Source organism: Campylobacter sp. JMF_14 EL1, assembly GCF_027737585.1.
In the GTDB taxonomy this organism is placed as follows: domain Bacteria; phylum Campylobacterota; class Campylobacteria; order Campylobacterales; family Campylobacteraceae; genus Campylobacter_B.
Window position 1 is genome coordinate 15192 of sequence record NZ_JAOVTW010000007.1, and the last position, 20884, is coordinate 36075.

The following is a 20884-nucleotide window of genomic DNA, read 5'->3' on the forward strand; positions in this document are numbered from 1 at the left end:
CTAAATAAAGGTTGAAAATGATAAAAAAACTAGCCGTTGTTGCACTTTTAGGTTTTGGCGCGTTGAACGCAAATGTCGTAAATAGCGTCGTGGCTGTCGTAGAAAATGAGCCGATTACGAATTACGAATTAGCCAGAGTCCAAAAGGCCACAGGTGCCAGCCCGCAAGCTGCAATGGAAATTTTAATCAAGCAAAAATTGCAAGATTCTGAGATTAAGCGCAGAGGAATCACCGTAAGCCCAGCCGAAATCGATAACCGCATAAAAATGATTGCCGAGCAGAACAAACTTAGCCTAGAACAGCTACAAAAGGCGCTAAAACAGCAAAAAATGTCAGAAGAGGCATTTAGAGAAAATGTGCGTCGAGGAATTTTAGAAGAAAAGCTCTATGGGCCACTTTTTGCCGATGTGCAACGCACCGTAACGCCACAAAATGTCCGTAGATTTTACGAGCAAAATCCGTCTTTATTCACGACCTTTGATAGCATTACGCTAACTCGCTATATCGCTAAAACAGAAAGCGCTCTTAATCCTATCAAACGCAATCCAAACGCCCGCCCTGGCAATGTGTATGTCATGCGTGGCACGCTAAAATCTAGCCAAATGGACGCTGGGCTAAAATATATCGTAACTAGCGTGGATAAGGGTAAATTCTCGCCAGTTATCCCTACGGCAAACGGATATGAGATGTTTTATGTCAATGACAAAAAGGGCGTGCAAACGGCTGATTTCGAAAGCGTGCAAGAAAAGGCAATCGAAGCCTATGTTACTAACAAACGCAAAAAAATGGTCGAGGAATTTAACGATAGAATCCGCTCTAACGCCAATGTCCGCATAATAGATCGCAACCTAAACCCTACAAATTCTACAAAAAAATCTAAATAATCTACCCAAAATTTTGGAAATTTTAAAATTTCCAAAATTTAAATTTTAATGAAATTTTGAAATTTACTCCACACTAAATTTGCGAATTTAGCGTGGAATTTGAAGTATAAATTTTGAAATTTATTTTAATTTCGAAGTTTCGATGATAAATGGCACTGAATTTAGGCCAGATGAGAAGTATTTATCGGCGATAGTTTTTGCGCCTTTTAGTTCCTCTGGGCTTACGCTTGAAGCGTTTGCTTTGTTATCTTCGGCATAGTATTTGCGCAAAACAGCGATTTTTTCGGCGTCAGTTTTGGCTGATTTGACCTCTTTGTAAATCAGCGCTGATTTGGCATGACCGCTATCTCCATGCACTGATGTCATTATGATTTCGACATTGTTGCTTTTAATCGTTCGCTCGATTTCGGCTAGTTCTCTACGACAAAACGGACACTCAGCGTCAGTTAGCATTAGCAAGGTTGGCTTTTTAGGGTCATTTCCAAGGGTAATGATATTGTCTTTGCTTTCGCTTTTATAGACGCTTGCTACCCCTTTTGAAAGTCTAGATTGTTTGATTTGGTCTTTGTAAAGAATCTGTTTTTTAGGGTCGATTACATCCATTAAAACCAAATCTCCACTAGTGAAAATCACCTCTTCTTGTGAAATTTCGCCATTTGAAATTTTCAAAATCACAGCTTGGATATCTTTTAGCCCCTCTACTGGCATACGCTCAGCCACGCTGATTTTTAAATTTGCTGGCAAACCGCCATACATAGATAAAATTTCGCTATCGCTAAGCGCGGCATTTAGGCTTAGCGCGCCCGCAAGCGAGAAAAGTAAAACTTTTTTCATTTTCTTCCTTTTTTAAAAAATCCAACGATTTTAGCCAAAATTTGTAAATAACTTATTTTTTTAAGTAGCGTTTATTATCGATTGTGATGATATCGCCTAGATTATCGAGGTATTCTAGGTAAGAAATCGCAAATTTCCTGCTTAAATTTAGCCTCTCTTTGACATTTGCTACATCGGCAAAACCAGCTTCTTTTATCAAATCATAAAGCTTTTTGATAATCTGGCTTAAATTTCCAGCCTCCACAAATAGATTGTGCGCTAGGCGAACTACCTTTTTAGAATATGTTAGTTTTTTCAGAGCGTCATCGCCACTGACACGGTCGATATCGAGCATTTCGTAGATATTATACGGCGCAAGCGGGGCGATTCCTCCTTTTTTGATGATGTCAAAAATTTTGCCCTCCAAGCTCTGTTTTAAATCCTGTAAATTCGCCCCTTTTTTGATATACACGCCACCAGTTTTTTCTATCACGCTGGCCCTTTCTAGCTCGCTAAGCACGAGGGAGGCTAAGCTTTCGCTAGCCCAAGAGAGTTTTAGGGCGATTGAGGTTGGGGAAAATACAGCGTGCGGGTTTTTGTCTATGATAAATTTAATCAGCTCTTTGATATCGCCAATCGCGCTATTATCATACACGCACAGCGTCGCTTCGTCAAAATATGTATTTGGTATCGTCTTAGCAATCGCTTTTGCGCTATCATAATCCATATCAAATCTCTGATACGCCGAAAACAGCCCAAATCCGTGGCGGTGAAATTTGCTTAAAATTTCAAAGGCTTTTTTGAAATTTTTGTGCAAAAGTGCTGTTAAAAACTCTGCCTTATTTGCCTTTTTTAGTGGCTCGATGACCGCATTTAGCACTCTTCCGCCACCACACACGCGAGAGTTTGCCAAGCAGACAAATGGCTCGTCAAATTTCAAAAACATAGTTTTTTCAAATTTGAAATTTATCAAAAATTCGCCACTATCAAGCTCTTTGATAATGCGCGCTTTTGCCGGCGTTTGCTTTGAGCCCACACAAAAGCTCACATCCTCTCCATGCGCTATTTTGCCACGAAAGAGCGTATCGGCTTCGTTAAATCCCCTAAAAAAGCCCTTTTTAGTGAGGATATAGCCTCGCTCTAACTCGTTAGTTTTAGCATCAAGTGCGATTGCTACGCGGTTTGGTGCATACGCAACCTGCGTGTCGGTGTCGTGGATTTGCAGGCTTTTGGCGCTTAAAATTTTGCCACAATCTGCGCAAAGAAGCTTTTCGCCACGCGAAATCGTGCCGCTAATAAGCGAGCCAGTTACCACCGTGCCAATGCCTTTTAAAGTAAAAATTCTATCTATATAATAGTGCAAAATTCCCCCATTTTTGCGCGGTTTTGGCTTTATGTTAAATAGATAAGATTTAAGCTCGTCAATGCCTAAATTTGTCTTTGCGCTTAGGAAAAATGTATTTAAAATTTGCAAATTTGAAAATTTGCTTATAAATTCCTCGCACTCTTTTTTAACTTCGCTTTGGCGCGAGCTGTCCGTGAGATCGCACTTTGTGATACACAAAACCACGCTTTTTACATCTAAAAGCGATAAAATTTCGATATGCTCCCTGCTTTGGGGCATTAGCCCGTCATCGCTAGCGACAATTAAAAGCGCGCAATCAAACGCATACGCCCCGCTAATCATAGTCTTAACTAAATTTTCGTGTCCCGGAACATCGATAAATGCGATATTTGCGTTTTTTGATTTTAAATTTGAAAAGCTTAAATCAATCGTGATTCCGCGCTCAATCTCGCTTGCCAATCTGTCGCCATCAACGCCATTTAGCGCCTTTATAAGTGCGGTTTTGCCATGATCGATATGCCCTGCTGTGCCGATTATGACGCTATTCATACATTTCCTTTAAAATTTTTATTAGTTTTTGCAAATCGTGCTTTAAAATGGCGCGAAAATCAAGCAAAAATTTATCATTTTCAATGCGCCCGATAATCCCACGCGCCCTAAATTTCGCCGAAATTTCCTCTGGGCTAGCGTTTTGGCTAAGCACCAAAGCGACGCTATCGTAGTTTTTGCAAGGCAGACTTCCGCCACCCACAAAGGTTTTTGTGCGAATAAGGCTTGCTTGAAATTTAGTGTTTTTTAGCGCGTCCAAAACACCCTGCGCGCGCCTTTCAAGCTCGCTAATGGGCAGATGAATTTGATCAATCGTAGGAATTAGCGAAAATTCTTTATTGATGTAAGCCTTAATCGTTTCGTTTAAAATCGCAAGTGTGATTTTATCAGCGCGAAGCATTCGCAAAAGCTGATTTTTGCGCAGTTTTTCGATTAAGGATTTCTCGCCTAGTATAATTCCACACTGCACGCTTCCAAAAAGTTTATCCCCGCTAAAACTAATCAGCCTAGCCCCAGAGCCTAAAATTTCGCCAATTTTTGGCTCGTTTTTAGCTAAATTCGCGCCTAAATCATTTACGCTCCCGCTTCCAAGATCGTAATAATCAATGATTTCGTTAAATTTTTCCTCTTCGCAAATTTTAAATTCTAGCTCTTTTTTCTCGTAAAATTCAGCCTTTTTCTCGCTCGCAAATTTTGCTAAACGCGAAATTTCGCCTATTTCCACACTTTGCGTGAAACCTGAAATTTCAAAATTTGAACGATGAATTTTCATCAAAACTGCCGTATTTTCGTTTATGGCGTTTTGATAATCCGAAATTTTAGTCTTATTTGTGGTGCCAACCTCACGCAAAATCGCCCCAGAGTTCGCCATGACTTCGCTTACCCTAAAACTTCCGCCGATTTCGACTAGCTCACCACGACTTACCACGACTTCGCGCCCCCTAGCAAAGGTATTTAGCACCAAAAACACAGCCGCTGCGTTGTTATTTATCACAAGTGCGCTCTCGCAACCAAAAAGCTCAGCCAAAAGCGCACTAGTATAATCGTAGCGATTGGCGCGCGTCCCGCTATCTAGGTCGAATTCGAGGTTAGAATAGGCGCAAATCGCCCCCTGCGCGCGAGATAAAATTTCAGGCGAAATCACGCTACGACCGAGATTTGTGTGAAGCACGACGCCGGTTGCGTTGATAAGCGGACGAAGTGCGAGATTTGCGAATTTTTCGTAGCGGGATTTGATTTGCGCGATGATTTGCTCTTCGCTAGCGCACGAATTTTCGCCATTTACTAGGCTGGTTCGAAATTCGTTTATGACCTCTTTTGCAATCCGCAAAACCACGGCCTTCAAAAGTCCGTGAAATTCCGCGCTATTTGCGATTTTATCGACTTTGGGAAGTTTGATTTGCATTTAAAAATCCTATAAATTTTGTTTTTACGGACTATTTTTATCACTATTTTTATTAAAATTTAACATGCCAAAAAAATTACAAATTTAACTTATGTTTAGTTTAAATTTATATTTAACGATTGTTTAGAAAATGAGTGTAAAAAATGCGAATTTTGTTTTTAGGATAGAAAATGAGCGAATACGGATTTAGCCCAGTGGGCGTAAAAGAGGCCATTTTAGGCGATAGCATAGAGGTTTGCACTGATAGCGAAAAACACTTTGTCGTGGCAAATTCGCCTAGCTTAAAGGCTGAAATTTACGCGCCAGAGATAAATTTTTATATAAATTCCACAAACGATGAAATGCTTCAAATCGCTAGAAATGTCGAAATTTTATACGAAGCAAAGGCGGTGATGTTTGATTATGGCGCGGATAATGCCTATCAAAAACCAGTGGGGAAAAATATAATTTTCGTAAGCGATAATGAGCGCAAAAGCAGTGTAAATGCGCTCAAAAACGCTGGATTTAAGGTGATTTGCCTAAGGCACGCTGAGGTGAAATTCGTCTATGGTGGGATTGGCGATTTGAGTGTAAGCGTGCTAAGTAATACCGATGAATACGAGGTCGAGGCCGATTTTTTCTTAGTAGAAAATGCAAAAAGCTATCAACTTCGCCAAAGTGGTTGCTATGAAATCGCAGGGTTAAATGATGATGAAATTTTAGCTCTCGTATCCGAAAAATCGCCGATTTACACTTATAAAAACAACATTTCATTTAACGCAAACCTCTGTCAATACGAGGGCAGGAGAGTGGAGCTGTGCGCCAAATGCGTGGAGGTTTGCCCTAGCGTGGCACTTTTGAAAGATGAGCAAAATCGCAAGCTTGAAATTTCGCATATCGATTGCATAGCCTGTGGTAGGTGCGTGAGCGTCTGCCCCACAGGCGCGATTAGCTCGGCAAAACAGCCACCGATTGCGATTAGCCAAATGGCAAAACTCTACGCCGGCAAAATTCCGCTTCTTGCCCATGAGGCAAGCTTTGGCGAGATTTCGGGCGTGAGTTTGCCCTGCGGCGTGCTTCCATTTGGAATTTTTGCTAAATTTCAGCTTGATGAGATTTCGCTGCTTAGCATAATGCAAGAAACAGGCTCGCAGATTGTGCTTTTTGGAGGTGAGATTTGCGAAGCCACAAAAGATGCGATAAATCTCATAAATAGCGTTACAATGGCGATTTATGGCGTGCAGGGAGTGTTTGCGACTAGCGATGAAGCCCGGCTAAAAACTGCGCTAAATTTGGCTAAAAGCGGGCAAAAATGGAAATTTAGCCTAAATGAGACAAATTTGAGCAAAATCGAGATTTTTTCAGCTCGCATGGCATTTATGGTGGGTGAGGGCGATTACGGCGTGGTCGCAAACGGCGCGTCGCAAACCCACGCTAAAATCAGCATAAACGAGCAAACCTGCACGCTGTGCCTATCGTGCGCGGGCGCGTGCAACACAGGCGCACTTTTTGCCGATAAAAGCGATAATTCGCTCAAATTTAACGCTTCGCTTTGCGTGGGGTGCGATTACTGCGTGCGAAGTTGCGCCGAAAAAGATACAATGGCGCTTGATTTGTGTGGCGTAGAGCTTAAAAAAGAGTTTTTCGAGTATCAAATTTTAGCCCGCGACGAGCTGTTTGAGTGTATCGAGTGTGGCAGAGAATTTGCCACAAAAAAGGCGATTATGAAAATCGCAAATTTGATGAGCGCGCACTTCGCAGATGACGCTGAGAAGGCAAAAACGCTGTTTTGTTGCGCTGATTGCAAGGCGAAAATTATGATTTTAAAGCAAATGCAAGAGGAGATTTGAAAATGGATTTAAATTTGATTAAGGCTAGGTCGTATTATTATGAATTTTTCGCAATTCCGTTTTTTTTCTACGAAAACGGGGCTAAATTTAGCCTGTGGAAAGAGCAACTCGAATTTCTAAAATCATCGCCGATTAGCGAAACAGACGCTAAGAATTTTGAAATTTTGCAAAATTTTAGTTTTGAGGAGTTTAGGCGCGAGCAAAACGATGTTTTGTTTGATTTTTCTTTTGTCAATGTCCCGACGACAGCTAGTTTTTACGACGAGGGCAGGGACGAGGGCAGGATGAAAATCCTTATCACAAACACCCTTAAAAAGAGCAAATTTCGCCGTAACAGCGAGCTTTGCAAGGATAGCGAGGATTTCGTGGGATTTATTTTTTATCTGCAATCTTCGCTTTTGCGCGATGAGGCGGAGGCGCAAAATGGAAATATTTTCCTTTCAACCGAGCTTTTTGCAAGCGTGATAAATGAGTTTTGCGACCATTTTATGGGACTTTTAAAAGAGCATAAGAGTTCGAAATTTTTTAGGGCGTTGGCTGGGATTATGGAGAGTTTTTTTGCTTTGGAGCGTTCGCTTTTGGCCCTGCCAAAACCGCAAAAAGATAAAAACATCGCCAAAGAATCAATTAATGCTAAGCTTTATCGCGGAAATTTCAAAAACGCGAAGCACAATTTCGAATTTGAGGAGTAAATTCGCTAAAATTTTGGCGAAATTTGGCTAAATTCGCCGAATTTTAGCCTTTCTTAAAATAAAATTAATCTTAAATTATAATTTTATTTTTAACCGCTTTATTATTAACTTTTCGTTAATATCAGCTATTTTAAGATATGTAGCAGGCGTTACGACAAAGATTAAAATAAAATTTCCTTTTAAAGGAGAGATTATGCAAAGCAAACGCAGAGATTTTCTCAAAAAATCTCTAAAAGTCGGCGCCGTCGGTGCCGTAGGTATAGCTGCTAGCGTGGCTAGTGCAAACGGTGATAAAGAAACTCCCCAACCAAACACAGTTCGCGGAAAATCACCAAAAAAAGAGGTGCTTTACTTTGAAAGTGAAGCGTGGCAAAAATACTACAAAGTAGCGTATTAGGAGTAGATTATGAGTGAAAATACGATCGGCAGAAGGTCGTTTTTAAAACTCGCTGCTTTGGGCGGTGCTAGCGTAAGTGCGTTTGGAGCTAACGACACACTTCGCGAGGCGACGGAGCAAGAGATTAAAAACCCTTTTCCAAATTCGGTTTATAAAAAGACGGTTTGCTCGATTTGTTCGGCAGGGTGCGGTATCATCGCACAGGTCGATGAGAGCACAAACACTTGGATTCGCCAAGACATGGCGGTAGATCACCCGATTTCGCAGGGCTCTCACTGCTGTAAGGGAATCGATCAAATCGATTTAACTAAGTCAAAAATGCGTTTAAAATACCCGCTTAAAAAAGTTGGTGGCAAATGGGAACGCATAACTTGGGAGCAAGCAGTTAATGAAATTTCAGCAAAAATGCTAGAAGTGCGAAAAGAAGATGGTCCAGATAGCGTAGAATTTCTAGGTTCAGCTAAATTTTGCAACGAACAGGCATTTTATTTTAGAAAATTTGCAGCATTTTGGGGTTCTAATAATATAGACCATGTTGCTAGAATTTGACATAGCGCGACAGTCGCCGGTGTGGCGAATACATGGGGTTATGGCGCTATGACAAATCACTTCGGTGATATGGCAGCAAACTCAAAAATGATACTTTTCATCGGTGCAAATTCAGCCGTGGCAAACCCAGTTGGTGGTATGAAACACGCTCTGCAAGCCAAAGATAGAAACGGCGCGAAAATCGTCGTCGTCGATCCTGCATTTACTAGAACTGCGGCCAAGGCTGATATGTATATCAGAATTCGCCCAGGAACGGACATCGCCTTTATTTATGGTATGCTTCATCTCATTTTCAAAAACGGCTGGGAAGATAAAGATGTCATCGCAAATCAATCTTATGCAATTGATGAAATTCGCGCAGAGGCCGAAAAATGGACACCGGAAGAGACAGCAAATGTTACAGGCTGTAAGATCGAAGAGTTACTCGAATTTACAAAAATGTTTGCTACGACCAAGCCGGCTACGCTGATTTGGGCTCTTGGTATCACTCAGCACTCTGTGGGTAGCTCGAATACTAGAATTCTTTCGATTTTGCAATTAGTTTTAGGAAATATGGGCAAACCGGGTGGCGGAACGAATATTATTCGTGGTCACGATAATGTTCAAGGCTCTACCGATATGGGTTGTTTGGCTGATACCTTATCTATGTATTATGGATTAGGTGATGCGGCGTGGAAACACTACTGCAAGGGCTGGGGCGTGGATTTTGACACATTTGTCAAACGCTTTGCAACGACCATTAAAGAGCCAAAACAAGGCGGAAAAGTTCCTGGAACGAATTTTGATGAGTATTTCCATGTCGATCCAAACGCCGAGAAAGAGATAACTTGGCGCAATGAAAAAGGTTACTCGCTCTCTAAATGGTGGCAAGGTGTCTTAAAAGAAGAAAAAACATATTCAAGCGGAAATTTACGCGTGCTTTGGGTTCAAGGCACAGGAATCACCTCTATGGCGCATTTGACTAAAATTCAACAAGCTGTTGATAAGCTAGATATGCTCGTCGTAGCCGAGCCTTTCTTAAACGAAGTCGCGATTTTAAGCGATAGAAAGGACGGCATTTATGTCCTTCCTACTTGCACGCAGTTTGAGACAGAGGGGCATTTGCAGGCTACAAACAGAACTGGTCAGTGGCGCACTCAGGTCATCAAACCAATCTATGAGAGCAAGGAAGACCACGAGGTAATGTTTATGTTCGCCAAAAAATTTGGCTTTTATGACGAATACACTCGCGGTATGAAAATGGAAGTCGTAAATGGCGAAATCAAGCAGGTAAAAGCCGATAATGAGCCTTTTGTCTGGCCAGATGACGCTACAAACGAGATCGCAAGGTGCGGTCATAGTATCGGCGCACAAGGTAGAACCGCAGAGAGATTAAGACGACACCAAAGAAACTGGGAATTTTTCGATCCTGATACACTAATGGGAATCGGTGGCGAAGTCGAGGGCGAATACTTCGGACTTCCGTGGCCTTGCTGGGACATTAAGCACCCAGGCACGCCTATTTTGTATGATTTAAGCAAACCTTATGAAAAGGGCGGTATGGGATTTAGAAATCGCTTTGGTTTAGAGCATGACGGCGTTTCACAGCTAGCAGGCGATGGCATAACTTTGCCGGGAGCGAAAATTTCTGGCGGACATGCACATTTGCTAAAAGATAATATCGAAGAAATGCTAGGAATCACGCTTAGCGAGGAAGAAAAGGCGAAAATGGGGCCTAGTTGGAGTGATGATTATAGCGGAATCATCAATCAAAAAGCGCGTGAATTTGGAATTTGTCCTTGTGGAAATGCAAGGGCTAGGGCGAAAGTTTGGGAGTTTGCCGATCCTATCCCTAAACACAGAGAGCCATTGCACTCTCCACGCTGGGATTTGGTAGAAAAATACCCTACATTTGACGATCAGGCTAAAAATTTCCGTGTCGAGGTTAAATTTATCAGCGAACAGAAAAAGCAGGATTGGAGCAAGGATTTCCCTACGATTATGAGCTCGATGAGACTTGTAAATTTAAGCGGTGCTGGTATGTTAGAGCGCACTAGCAAATACCTTGCAGCAATCACGCCAGAGATGTTTGCCCATGTCAATCCAAAACTAGCGGCAGATTATGGTATAGCTGACGGGGCGATGATGTGGATACACTCGCCACAAGGCACGAAAATCAAGGTCAAATGTATATATTCGCACTCTGTTACGCCAGATCGCATAGTGCTTCCGTATAACTTCGCTGGAATTATGCAGGGCGTGGATCTAAGCTCGCGCTATCCAGAGGGGGCGAAACCTTATGTCATCGGTGAGAGTTCAAACACTATCACGAATTACGGCTTTGATATAAATACGCAAATTTCGGAATTTAACGCCGGACTTTGCCGTTTGGAAAAAGCGTAAGGAGTAGATAATGGGAAGAATGAAATTTTATGTAGATGTCCAAAGATGTATCGCATGCTACGGCTGTCAAGTGGCCTGCTCTAATGCGCACGAAGTCCCCGTGGGCATTAATAGACGCAAGGTTTTAATCCTAAATGAGGGTGTCCCTGGCAAAGAGGTGGCTAGCTCGATTGCATGTCAGCACTGCACAGACGCGCCATGTGCGCAGGTTTGTCCAGTGCAGTGCTTTTATATCAGGGCTGACGGAATTGTCTTGCATGATAAAGATAAATGTATCGGTTGCGGATACTGTTTGTATGCGTGTCCGTTTGGTGCGCCGCAGTTCCCACGAGATGGCGCTTTTGGTATAAAAGGCGCAATGGATAAATGCACAATGTGCGCAGGCGGACCTGAGGAGACATTTTCTAGTGCTGAGCTTCACAAATACGGCCAAAACCGTATAGCTGAGGGTAAGGTGCCAATGTGCGCGGCGATTTGTTGCACAAATGCGCTTTTAGTCGGAGATAGCACGAAAGTTTCGGAAGTTTATCGCAAACGCGTGCTTACTCGGGGCACAAATTTATAAAATTTTGGGAGAGAAATCTCCCAAAATTTCTCAATTCTATAAATTCTTAATCCTAAATTTGCTACAATCTCTGAAATTTTTTCGGAGAAATTTGATGAAAATTAAAATTTTAAGCGTTTTTACGATTTGTATTTTTGCGTTTTTTACAGGTTGCGCAAAAGCGCCGGTAAATAGCGGGATCGTGCGCACGAGCGAGCCGATTTTTATCACCAAAATGCCAGAGAAAAAATTCATCAGCGTGAGTTTTACAAATACCAGCACGAGTGATTTAAATCTAACCTCGGCTGTGAGCGAGTATCTGGTAAAAGACGGATTTGTGGTAGTAAAAAACGAAAAAGACGCCACGATTAAGGTGGGCGGAAATATAAATTATTTTCGCTTGCTAAGCGTTGGTGGGGATTATTATGCAAGGCCTAGGTTTAGTTTTGGCTTTGGTTTTGGTGGTGGCAGAGGTCATAGACACAGCCACTGGGGCGTAGGTATGGGATTTCCGATGTTTTATGATCCATGGTATGACGATGTGCCAGAAAGGCTTTATGACGCGCAGGTTGGCTTGCTAATCAGTGTGAAAAATGGCAAAGCTTGGCAGGATTATACTACGAATTTGACCTACCAAAATAGTAGCTTAAATTTGTCAAAATCGCGCGCAATCGACGCATTTAATTATAAAATTTACGAACATATAAAACAAATTTTAAGTAGGTAAAAATGATAATAAACGAAAATAAAAAACCAGTTAGAGCAACCTTGGTCGCTGCCCTTATTTTGGCAGTTTGTGGCGGATATTTGTATCATATTGGATATGGTGGGATCGCGCTTTTTATGTCGGCGACTTGTGCTGTGAGTGCGCTGTTTTGTCTGAAAAAAATGTTTAGCAAAAAACATATCGAAATCACCGACGACGCCCTAAAAATCGTTATAAATGAGCGTGAGTGTGAGTTTAAATTCGCTGATATTAAAAATATCAATGTCAAAACTTTCACCGCTGGTAAAAAGCAGGTTAAGCTTTTAAATTTCGAATTCAAGCGCGCGCTAGATTTGGACGATACTTATAATTTCTTGCATTTTTATACTGATACAGAGGCTACGATGCCCGATATCTACGAAACCTCAATCTATGAAATAAATAAAATTTTGCGCGCTAAAATGGGCTTTGAAAACGAACCCGAAGAGCCTAGCGCAAATTCTAAAAAACACGGCAAACGCAAATGATAGACCCAGCCATCACCAGCGCATTTTTGCGCGGGGCTGGGCTCATGCTATCGATGATTGTGGCGATTGGCGCACAAAATATCTTTGTCATCTCGCAAGGCCTAGCCAAAAGCTATATTTTCGTCGTTTGCGCGCTTTGCACCCTGCTTGATATCGTTTTTACGGGCTTTGGCGTCTTTGTCGTGGGCGAGAGTTTCGCTAAAAACGAGCTTTTGACGCTGATTTTGGGTGTGAGTGGAATTTTGTTTTTGCTAAGTTACGCGCTGGCCTCATTTCGTAGCGCATACAAGGGCTCGCACTTTGCAAAAATCAAAAACGCCAAAAATGCCTCACTGCTTCCGGTGGTTTTAAAAACCCTAGCCGTAACCGTGCTAAATCCGCATGTTTATTTGGATACTATCGTCGTTATCGGCTCGACATCAGCTCCCGTGCCAAGTGAGTTAAAAATTTGGTTTTTTTGCGGGGCGGTTTTGGTATCCTTCGCGTGGTTTTTTAGCCTAGGATACGCTGCTAGGGCGCTTGCCGGGCTGTTTGCGAACGAAAAAGCATGGCGGATCATAGATAGCGTGGTGGGCGTGATAATGGTCTATATGGCGTATTTGATAGCGGAATTTTTGTTTAAAATTTAGCTTTTAAGTGCGTTTTTGATAAAATTTGCAAATTTTGTTTAAAGGAAGAAAAATGAGCCATATTTTGATTATCGGAGCAGGTGGAGTAAGCCGTGTGGCAACCGTGAAATGTGCGATGAATTCGAGCGTTTTTACTAAAATCACACTAGCAAGTAGAACCAAAAGCAAATGCGATGAAATCGCTAAATTTATAAAAGATCGCCTTGGCGTAGAAATCGCAACGGCCAAAATCGATGCTGATGATACCGAAGCCGTGGCGAAATTTGCCAAAGAAATCGGAGCGGATTTGCTTTTAAATGTGGCTTTGCCGTATCAGGATCTCACACTAATGGACGCTTGTTTGAAAGCGGGAATCCCATACATCGATACCGCAAACTACGAGCATCCAGACACCGCGCACTTTGAATACAAACTTCAATGGGCGAAAAATGATGATTTTAAAAACGCAGGAATTCCCGCACTTCTAGGAAGTGGATTTGATCCGGGCGTTACAAATGTATTTTGCGCCTACGCACAGCAAAATTTATTTGATGAAATAAACGAGATTGATATACTCGACTGCAACGCAGGCGACCACGGATACGCGTTTGCGACAAATTTTAACCCAGAAATCAATCTGCGTGAAGTTTCAGCTAATGGCAGGTATTGGGAAAATGGCTCGTGGATCACCACAAAACCGCTTGAAATAATGATGAAATGGGACTATCCAAAAGTCGGCGTGAAAGATAGCTATTTGCTTTATCACGAAGAAATGGAAAGCCTTGTTAAAAATATCAAGGGCTTAAAGCGAATTCGCTTTTTTATGACCTTTGGGCAAAGCTATCTAACGCACATGCGTTGCCTAGAAAATGTCGGTATGCTTCGCATTGACGAAGTCGAGCATAACGGCATGAAAATCGTGCCGATTCAGTTTTTAAAGACTTTGCTTCCTGACCCGGCAAGTTTAGGACCACGCACCAAAGGCAAAACAAATATCGGCTGTGTGATAAAAGGCGTCAAAGACGGAAAACCACGCAAGGTTTATATCTACAATGTCTGCGACCACGAAGAGTGCTTTAAAGAAACTGGCGCACAGGCTGTTAGCTACACCACAGGCGTGCCAGCTATGATTGGCTCAATGATGATAGCAACTGGCAAGTGGAGTGGAAAAGGCGTATTTAATATGGAAGAATTTGATGCCAAACCATTTATGGACGAGCTAAATCGCCAAGGCTTACCTTGGGAAATCATCGAAATGGATCCAAACGAAACTAGGGTGGCAGAGTAAAATTTGCCCGTAAATACACTAAATTTTGGCTCAAATTTGAGCCAAAATTTTAAAATTTAAAGCAAAACCTTACCCATAATACTACTTATAAAATCCACAAGAAACGGCATTATAGCGCACAAAACCGCACATAAAGCTACGGCGAAATTTATCGGCGCGCTACTTTGGCGCAGTGTGGCGCGAAATTTGGCCGAGCGAAAGTCCGCCTCGCACAAAAACATACACACGATTAAACGCAGATAATAATACAGAGCAATCGCGCTATTTACCGCCATTATCACAGCCAAGCCGTAAAATTCGCCCCTAATAGCAGAGCCAAGCAAATATAGTTTGCCCCAAAACAGCCCAAATGGCGGAATCCCAGCAAGGCTCAGCATAAAAATAGCCAGAGCAATTGCGCGCAGTGGAAATGTGTGGATAAGGCCGTTAAATTTCTCGTATGGATACTCGAAACGACTCCAAATCTCGCTACCGACGCCGTGCAAATCCCTTTTCTCTCTCGCGCTCCAAAGCACGGCAAACGCGCCTAAATTCGCCATTGCGTATAAAACCCAATAAACAAAAAGGCTTAAATTTGCTTCCGTCGTGCCTATAACTATGGCGCAAAGCCCAAATCCAGCGTGGCTAATCGCGCTGTAAGAGAGCATGCGTTTGACATCGTGCTGGACTAGTGCCATGACATTTGCCACGCTCATTGTAAGCACGGCGATTGCGTATAAAACCGAGTTAAGCCACGCTACGCCTATGTTTTGCAATGCTTCAAAAAGCCTAATGGCTACAATGAAGGCTGCGATTTTAGGCGCGACGGACATAAAGCCACTAAGGGCTGAGCTAGCGCCTTCGTAAGCGTCCATAATCCATGCGTGAAATGGGATAAACGATAGCTTAAAGCCGATAGAAGCTATCATAAATGCACTTGCGCCAAACAGAGCCGCACTCGTGCTAAGGCCTGAATTTTGCGCAATCATAGCGATTTGCGAAATTTCAAACGAGCCTGTGATTAAGAAAAATAGCGCCGCGCCAAATGCGTAAAACGCCGAACCTAGCGCGCCCATTACGAAGTATTTGAGCGCAGCCTCAGCAGAGCGCGCGCGGTTGTGCATGGCAATGAGTGTATAAAGTGCTAGCGATGAGGTTTCAAGTCCAACGAAAATCATCATTAAATTTTCGCTTGATACCATAAATTCATACCCTAAAATCATAAAAAGAAAAATGGCGAAAAACTCCGCCACGCTGTATTCGTGCGCGCTTTTAGCCCCAAGGCTTAGCCAGATATAAAACACGCTACAACCCAAAATTATGAGGGTTGCAAGAATTGCTAGATTATCAACTAGCATAATATCGAAAAAGCCTCTTGCGCCGCCGCTGTATCCAAAAACGAAGCCAAAGTCCAAAATAAGGGCTAAAAGTGTGATTATGGCGTAGAAGTTTTGGGGTAATTTGCGCCCAAAAAGGCAAAGTGCTAAAATCAGTAGCGCAAATACGCACAAAATCGCCATTGGCACGATTACGGCTAAATTTAAAAGACTATTTTGCATTTATCACCGCCTTGAAATTTGCTTTTTCTATATAGTTTTTGGTGGCTAAATTTTGGGCGTTGTGCGCCATGAGAGCGATATTTTCGCTCACACTTGGCGAAATGCGGTTAAGCATAAAATTTGGCGCGACACCTAGGAAAATGCACAAAACACAAATCGGAACAATGCTTGAAATTTCGCTAAATTTCAAATCTTTTAAGCTTTTGTTTTGTTCGACGCAAATTTTGCCAAAAAATGTTTTTTTGTATAAATTCAAGCTATAAATCGCCCCCATAACTATACCAAATCCGCCAAAAAGTGCATAGCAAAAGCTGATTTTATAAATGCCAAGCAGGCTTAAAAACTCGCCCACAAATCCAATTGTAAGCGGAAGTCCAATCCCGCTAAATAAAACCACGCCAAAGCAAAACGCATAAACTGGCATGATTTTGGCAAGTCCGCCAAACTCGCTTAGCAGCTTTGTGTGGCGTCTATCATAGATAAATCCCACAAGCATAAAAAGCCCGCCAGAGGTGATTCCGTGGCTAATCATCAAAAATATCGCCCCGCTGATGCCCTCGCTTCCAAGTGAGAAAATGCCTAGTATTATCACGCCCATGTGAGCGATAGAGCTGTAAGCGACGACTTGTTTTATGTCTTTTTGCGCAAATGCGATAAAGCTGGTATAAATCACCATAATTATCGCTAAAACACACATTAAAGGGGCGAAATGCACGCACGCATCAGGGAAAAGTGGCAATGAAAATCGCACGAAGCCGTAGGTTCCCATTTTTAGCAAGACAGCCGCTAGCAAAACAGAGCCGATTGTAGGAGCTTGTCCGTGCGCGTAAGGTAGCCAAGTGTGAAATGGAAACATCGGCGTTTTTATCGCAAAAGCAATTCCAAAAGCCAAAAATAGCAAATTTTGCGCATTTATTGGCAAATTTAGCCCCTGCCACGCAATGAGATTAAAGCTAAACTCGCCCGTGGATTTGTAGTATAAATACGCCATTGCGATTAGCCCCACGAGCAAAAACATAGAGCCAAAAAATGTGTAGATAAAAAATTTCACCCCAGCATAAATCCTGCGCCCGCTTCCCCACGCGCCGATGATATAGAGCATTGGGATAAGAGAGAGCTCCCAAAATATATAAAATAATATCGCATCAAGCGCGACAAAAACCCCAATCATCGTCATTTCTAAAAACAAAACCGAGATGATTAAATTTTTAACCCTCTCCCTTATGCTTAGGCTAATTAGGGCCAAAAATGTCATTAGCGTGCTTAAAATCACCAAAAATAGGCTAATCCCATCTGCGCCGATAAAATAGCTTATCCCATACGCGCTAATTATGCTAGCCGAGGTGCTAAATGAGGTCCCGCCCTCATAAAAAGCCAGCAAAAAGAGCGAAAGCGCAAATTCTATCAGGCTCATCATCACAGCATAAGTTTTTATGCTCCGCTCATCGATAAAAACCCCAAGCGCCCCAGCGACGGCTGGGAAAAATATAATTAAACTTAAAAAATGCTCCATAATCTACCTTAAATCAAAAATACTAAAACCAAAAGCGCAAAAAAGCCAAAAATCATAAATCTCAAATTTGCGCTCAAATTTGTCCCGTCGTTTGCGCCTTGGAGCGCAAAGCCCATTTTTAGTAGCGCCTTGGCGATTAGATCTACAATGCTATCAATGATCGCGCTATCTATTTTGGCACAAATTTGGCTTATGATTTTATAGCTTCCCACTATGAAAATGTCGTAAAATTGCGGTATGAAATACTGCGCGCTTAAAATTTTGTAAATTTTAGAATTTTTCAAATTTGGGCTAAATTTTGCGTTTTTATACGCAAAAATTGTAGCGATTGCCACGACGCTAATAGCACCTAGCGTCAAAGCGATTAGCAAAATTTCGGTGTTGTGCGAAATTTCATTATGAAAGCTTGGCAAGACATAGCCCACAAAGCCGTAAAACTTAGCCGCAAAAAAGCCACAAATCATCGCCAAAACCGCCAAAACGCTCATTGCAAGCAGGGCATAAGACTTCGCCTCGTGCGGGTGGTGGTCGTATTTTTTCTCGCCAAAAAAGACAAGCATTAAAAGCCTAAAACTATAAAATGCAGTCAAAATCGCGCCAAAAAACAAAACCGCCCAGATAAAGTGCGCCCCACTGGCAAAGGCAGTTTCTAAAATTTTATCTTTTGAAAAAAATCCAGAAAATGGATAAAATCCGCAAAGTGCTAACGAACCGATACTCATAAGCGCAAGGCTAGGCTTCATAAATTTAGCCAGCGCGCCCATTTTTTGGATATTTAGTTTGCCCGCCATAGCGTGCATTACATTTCCGGCTCCAAGGAAAAGAAGCGATTTAAAAAACGCGTGAGTTACAAGGTGAAAAAGCGCGATAGCATACGCCCCAAGCCCTGCTGCTACGAACATATAGCCAAGTTGCGAGAGGGTAGAGTAGGCTATGATTTTTTTAAGATCATTATGCACGCACGCCATTGAGGCGGCAAAAATCGCTACAAATGCCCCAAGATAGGTGATAGCTTGCGCCACATCAGGGGCGAGCGCAAAGATAGAATTTGCTCTAATCACCAAATAAACGCCAGCCGTAACCATAGTCGCAGCATGAATTAGCGCAGAAACTGGCGTCGGTCCTGCCATAGCGTCGGCTAGCCATGTGTGAAATGGAAACTGCGCGCTTTTGCCCATAGCACCGATGAAAAGCAATGCCGCAATGAGCGCAAGCGCGCCCCTATCGGCACTGCTAGCGTTTGCTAGGACATCATCATAGGCAAACGAGCCGAAATTTAGATAAATCGCAAAAATTCCAAGTAGCATGGCAAGGTCGGCTACGCGGTTCATGATAAAGGCTTCGTTCGCGCACCAGGCGTTATTATCCCTATCGTGCCAAAAGCCGATTAGTAGCCACGAGCAAAGCCCCACGCCCTCCCAGCCGATAAAAAGTCCGATAAAATTATCGCTTAGCACTAAAACTAGCATTGAAAAGACAAAAAGCCCAAGATAGGCAAAAAATTTGGCGAAGCCCGGGTCTTTTTGCATATAATAAATCGAATAAATATGCACCACGGAGCTTACAATCCCCACGGTAATCGCCATAATCGTGCTAAGAGCGTCAATCATCACGCCGTATTTTATATTTAGTTCGCCTACACTTATGAAATTTGCTAGCGCGATGTCCATACCGCCGTTTTGCAGGACAAATTCCACTAGCCACAGCGAAGCGATTGTGCCAAGCACTATTAGGCACGAGCAGATGATACCTACGAATAATTTATCCCTAAATTTGATAAAAATCCCAGCGAAAATCGCCGAAACTAGCGGGGCAAAAAGTGCGATTAATAGCCAAAAAAACATAGTATCAAGCATTTTTTTCTCCGCGTGGAATTTTAAAATTTACAAAACTATCTATTTCGATACTGCCTGTTTTTTTATACCACAAAATCAAAAGCGCTAACCCCACGGCGATCTCGCTAGCAGCGATTGCGATGATAAAAAGGGCAAAAATTTCGCCATTTAAATTTTGGTGAAATTTAGCGATTGCCACAAGGGCTAAATTTGCCGAATTTAGCAAAATTTCGGTTGAGAAAAATAGCATTATTAAATTTTGCCTTTTCATAACCCCCACAAGCCCTAAAACAAACATAAGACTTGCCACGATTAAATAGTGATTTAGGCTCATGCTTCCTCCTTTATCGCGCTCTCTTCGTAGCTTTGGCAAATATCCATTTGTTTGTGAGTTAGCACGATAGCGCAAATCATCGCCACAAGTAGCATTATGGCGACCACCTCGAAAATCAGCAAATATTTCGTAAAAAGCAGAGTTCCGATAGCTTGGATATTGTCGCTATTTGGGATTTTTAGGCTTGGCGCGTCATTTGCGATGAGCGCACCTGAGATGATTAGCACTAGCAAAAGCGCGATAAAAACGGCTAAGGTGTAGAAAATTTTGGCATGTTTTGCGCTCTCTTTAACATTTTTGCTAGCGTCAAAAAACATAAGCGAAAATCCATACAGCACCATTACAGCGCCCGTATAGACTATGATTTGCACTACGCCTAAAAATTCAGCCCCAAGCAAAAAGAAAAATCCGCTCAAAAATATCATGCCACCAGCCAGCGCGCTCATAGCATAAAGCAAATTTCGTGAAAACACGCTCACGCTAAAAAGCCCCAAGGTAAGGATTGCGAAAAAATAAAACGCAAAAGCCTCTATCATAAGCTCTCCTTTTCATCGCTAAAATACGCAGTAGGCGTGCGCTTCACGCGCGCTCCTGCGTTCGCGTCCAAGCTTCCATAGCCCTCAAATTCTTTATTTGCATCTACCAAGCACAAATCCTCGCCCCTGCTTAAAAAATCCTCTTTAAATCCATAATACGCCCGCTGTTCGCTTGCTAGCTCGTATTCGCTACCATGCACGATTGCGATTTCTGGGCAGACATCGGCGCACAGCCCACAATACACGCACCTGCCTAAATTTATGGAGTAGTTTTCGACCTTTTTGCGTCCGTCGCTTCCAAGGCTAGTTTGCATGGCAATGCAGTTTGAGACGCAGATTTTTTCGCATAGCCCACAGCCTATGCAACGCTCATTTCCGCTTTCTAGCAGTCTCATTAGCCTATGCACGCCACGATACCTTAATCCCAAATCAAATTTTTCTTGCGGATAGATTAGAGTGTGGGTATTGCCACGGGCAAGCATTTGGCGAAGCACGACCCAAAGCCCCACAAAAAGCTCGCCCCTAAATGTGCGAATTAAAAATTCTCTAAATTTGTCTTTGTTATTTAAAAGTGGTTTTCGTTTGTCGATTTCTTTGTAAATTCCCATGT

At 42.4% G+C, this 20884-nt stretch carries 19 protein-coding genes; 10 read left to right on the forward strand and 9 right to left on the reverse strand.

Annotated features, from left to right (window positions below; all coding sequences use genetic code 11):
• Positions 1–17 precede the first annotated feature (17 nt).
• A complete protein-coding gene (locus OFN73_RS07635; protein WP_270862921.1) occupies positions 18–884 on the forward strand; it encodes a SurA N-terminal domain-containing protein in 867 nt (288 codons plus the stop codon).
• 120 nt (positions 885–1004) lie between these two features.
• Here OFN73_RS07635 and OFN73_RS07640 read toward each other — a convergent pair whose 3' ends face one another.
• The 3 genes from OFN73_RS07640 to selA are packed head-to-tail and all read right to left on the reverse strand — an operon-like array spanning position 1005 to position 4996.
• The gene (locus tag OFN73_RS07640) at positions 1005–1718 is read right to left on the reverse strand and encodes a histidine kinase (RefSeq protein WP_270862922.1); all 714 of its coding nucleotides are present in this window, start codon (positions 1716–1718) and stop codon (positions 1005–1007) included.
• 52 nt (positions 1719–1770) lie between these two features.
• The gene (gene selB / locus OFN73_RS07645; RefSeq protein ID WP_270862923.1) at positions 1771–3591 is read right to left on the reverse strand and encodes a selenocysteine-specific translation elongation factor; all 1821 of its coding nucleotides are present in this window, start codon (positions 3589–3591) and stop codon (positions 1771–1773) included.
• Positions 3584–4996 carry an L-seryl-tRNA(Sec) selenium transferase gene (gene selA / locus OFN73_RS07650; RefSeq protein ID WP_270862924.1) on the reverse strand — a complete coding sequence of 471 codons (1413 nt, stop codon included), beginning with the start codon at positions 4994–4996 and terminating at the stop codon, positions 3584–3586. The genes selB and selA overlap by 8 nt, the downstream gene beginning before the upstream one ends.
• 170 nt (positions 4997–5166) lie before the next feature.
• Between selA and OFN73_RS07655 the strand changes: the two genes are divergently transcribed.
• From OFN73_RS07655 to OFN73_RS07695, 9 genes are all read left to right on the forward strand, one after another.
• Positions 5167–6825, forward strand: a complete 1659-nt coding sequence (locus OFN73_RS07655; protein ID WP_270862925.1) for a 4Fe-4S binding protein — start codon at positions 5167–5169, stop codon at positions 6823–6825.
• Positions 6826–6827: 2 nt separating this feature from the next.
• Positions 6828–7517, forward strand: a complete 690-nt coding sequence (locus OFN73_RS07660; protein WP_270862926.1) for a hypothetical protein — start codon at positions 6828–6830, stop codon at positions 7515–7517.
• 193 nt (positions 7518–7710) lie between these two features.
• Entirely contained in the window at positions 7711–7914 is a 204-nt protein-coding gene (locus OFN73_RS07665; protein WP_270862927.1) for a twin-arginine translocation signal domain-containing protein, read from the forward strand.
• 9 nt (positions 7915–7923) lie between these two features.
• Positions 7924–10845, forward strand: a complete 2922-nt coding sequence (locus OFN73_RS07670) for a formate dehydrogenase subunit alpha (RefSeq protein WP_270862928.1) — start codon at positions 7924–7926, stop codon at positions 10843–10845.
• Positions 10846–10855: 10 nt separating this feature from the next.
• On the forward strand, positions 10856–11410 hold the full coding sequence (gene fdh3B, locus OFN73_RS07675) for a formate dehydrogenase FDH3 subunit beta (RefSeq protein ID WP_270862929.1): 555 nt from the start codon (positions 10856–10858) through the stop codon (positions 11408–11410).
• Positions 11411–11504: 94 nt separating this feature from the next.
• Complete coding sequence (locus tag OFN73_RS07680; RefSeq protein WP_270862930.1) at positions 11505–12116, forward strand: hypothetical protein; 612 nt, start codon at positions 11505–11507, stop codon at positions 12114–12116.
• A gap of 2 nt (positions 12117–12118) precedes the next feature.
• The gene (locus OFN73_RS07685) at positions 12119–12622 is read left to right on the forward strand and encodes a hypothetical protein (protein WP_270862931.1); all 504 of its coding nucleotides are present in this window, start codon (positions 12119–12121) and stop codon (positions 12620–12622) included.
• Positions 12619–13251, forward strand: a complete 633-nt coding sequence (locus OFN73_RS07690) for a LysE/ArgO family amino acid transporter (RefSeq protein ID WP_270858452.1) — start codon at positions 12619–12621, stop codon at positions 13249–13251. The genes OFN73_RS07685 and OFN73_RS07690 overlap by 4 nt, the downstream gene beginning before the upstream one ends.
• Before the next feature lie 52 nt (positions 13252–13303).
• Positions 13304–14518, forward strand: coding sequence for a saccharopine dehydrogenase family protein (locus OFN73_RS07695; protein WP_270862932.1), 1215 nt, complete (start codon positions 13304–13306; stop codon positions 14516–14518).
• Between the two features lie 56 nt (positions 14519–14574).
• Here OFN73_RS07695 and nuoN read toward each other — a convergent pair whose 3' ends face one another.
• Genes nuoN through nuoI form a run of 6 tightly spaced genes read right to left on the reverse strand, consistent with a single transcriptional unit; the run spans position 14575 to position 20882 of the window.
• On the reverse strand, positions 14575–16056 hold the full coding sequence (gene nuoN / locus OFN73_RS07700; protein WP_270862933.1) for an NADH-quinone oxidoreductase subunit NuoN: 1482 nt from the start codon (positions 16054–16056) through the stop codon (positions 14575–14577).
• Positions 16046–17569, reverse strand: coding sequence for an NADH-quinone oxidoreductase subunit M (locus tag OFN73_RS07705; protein WP_270862934.1), 1524 nt, complete (start codon positions 17567–17569; stop codon positions 16046–16048). The genes nuoN and OFN73_RS07705 overlap by 11 nt, the downstream gene beginning before the upstream one ends.
• Before the next feature lie 8 nt (positions 17570–17577).
• Positions 17578–19425, reverse strand: a complete 1848-nt coding sequence (gene nuoL, locus OFN73_RS07710; protein WP_270862935.1) for an NADH-quinone oxidoreductase subunit L — start codon at positions 19423–19425, stop codon at positions 17578–17580.
• Positions 19418–19738 carry an NADH-quinone oxidoreductase subunit NuoK gene (nuoK, locus tag OFN73_RS07715; RefSeq protein WP_270858447.1) on the reverse strand — a complete coding sequence of 107 codons (321 nt, stop codon included), beginning with the start codon at positions 19736–19738 and terminating at the stop codon, positions 19418–19420. The genes nuoL and nuoK overlap by 8 nt, the downstream gene beginning before the upstream one ends.
• The gene (locus OFN73_RS07720; RefSeq protein ID WP_270862936.1) at positions 19735–20274 is read right to left on the reverse strand and encodes an NADH-quinone oxidoreductase subunit J; all 540 of its coding nucleotides are present in this window, start codon (positions 20272–20274) and stop codon (positions 19735–19737) included. The genes nuoK and OFN73_RS07720 overlap by 4 nt, the downstream gene beginning before the upstream one ends.
• Positions 20271–20882, reverse strand: coding sequence for an NADH-quinone oxidoreductase subunit NuoI (nuoI, locus tag OFN73_RS07725; RefSeq protein WP_270862937.1), 612 nt, complete (start codon positions 20880–20882; stop codon positions 20271–20273). The genes OFN73_RS07720 and nuoI overlap by 4 nt, the downstream gene beginning before the upstream one ends.
• Between the last annotated feature and the right edge of the window lie 2 nt (positions 20883–20884).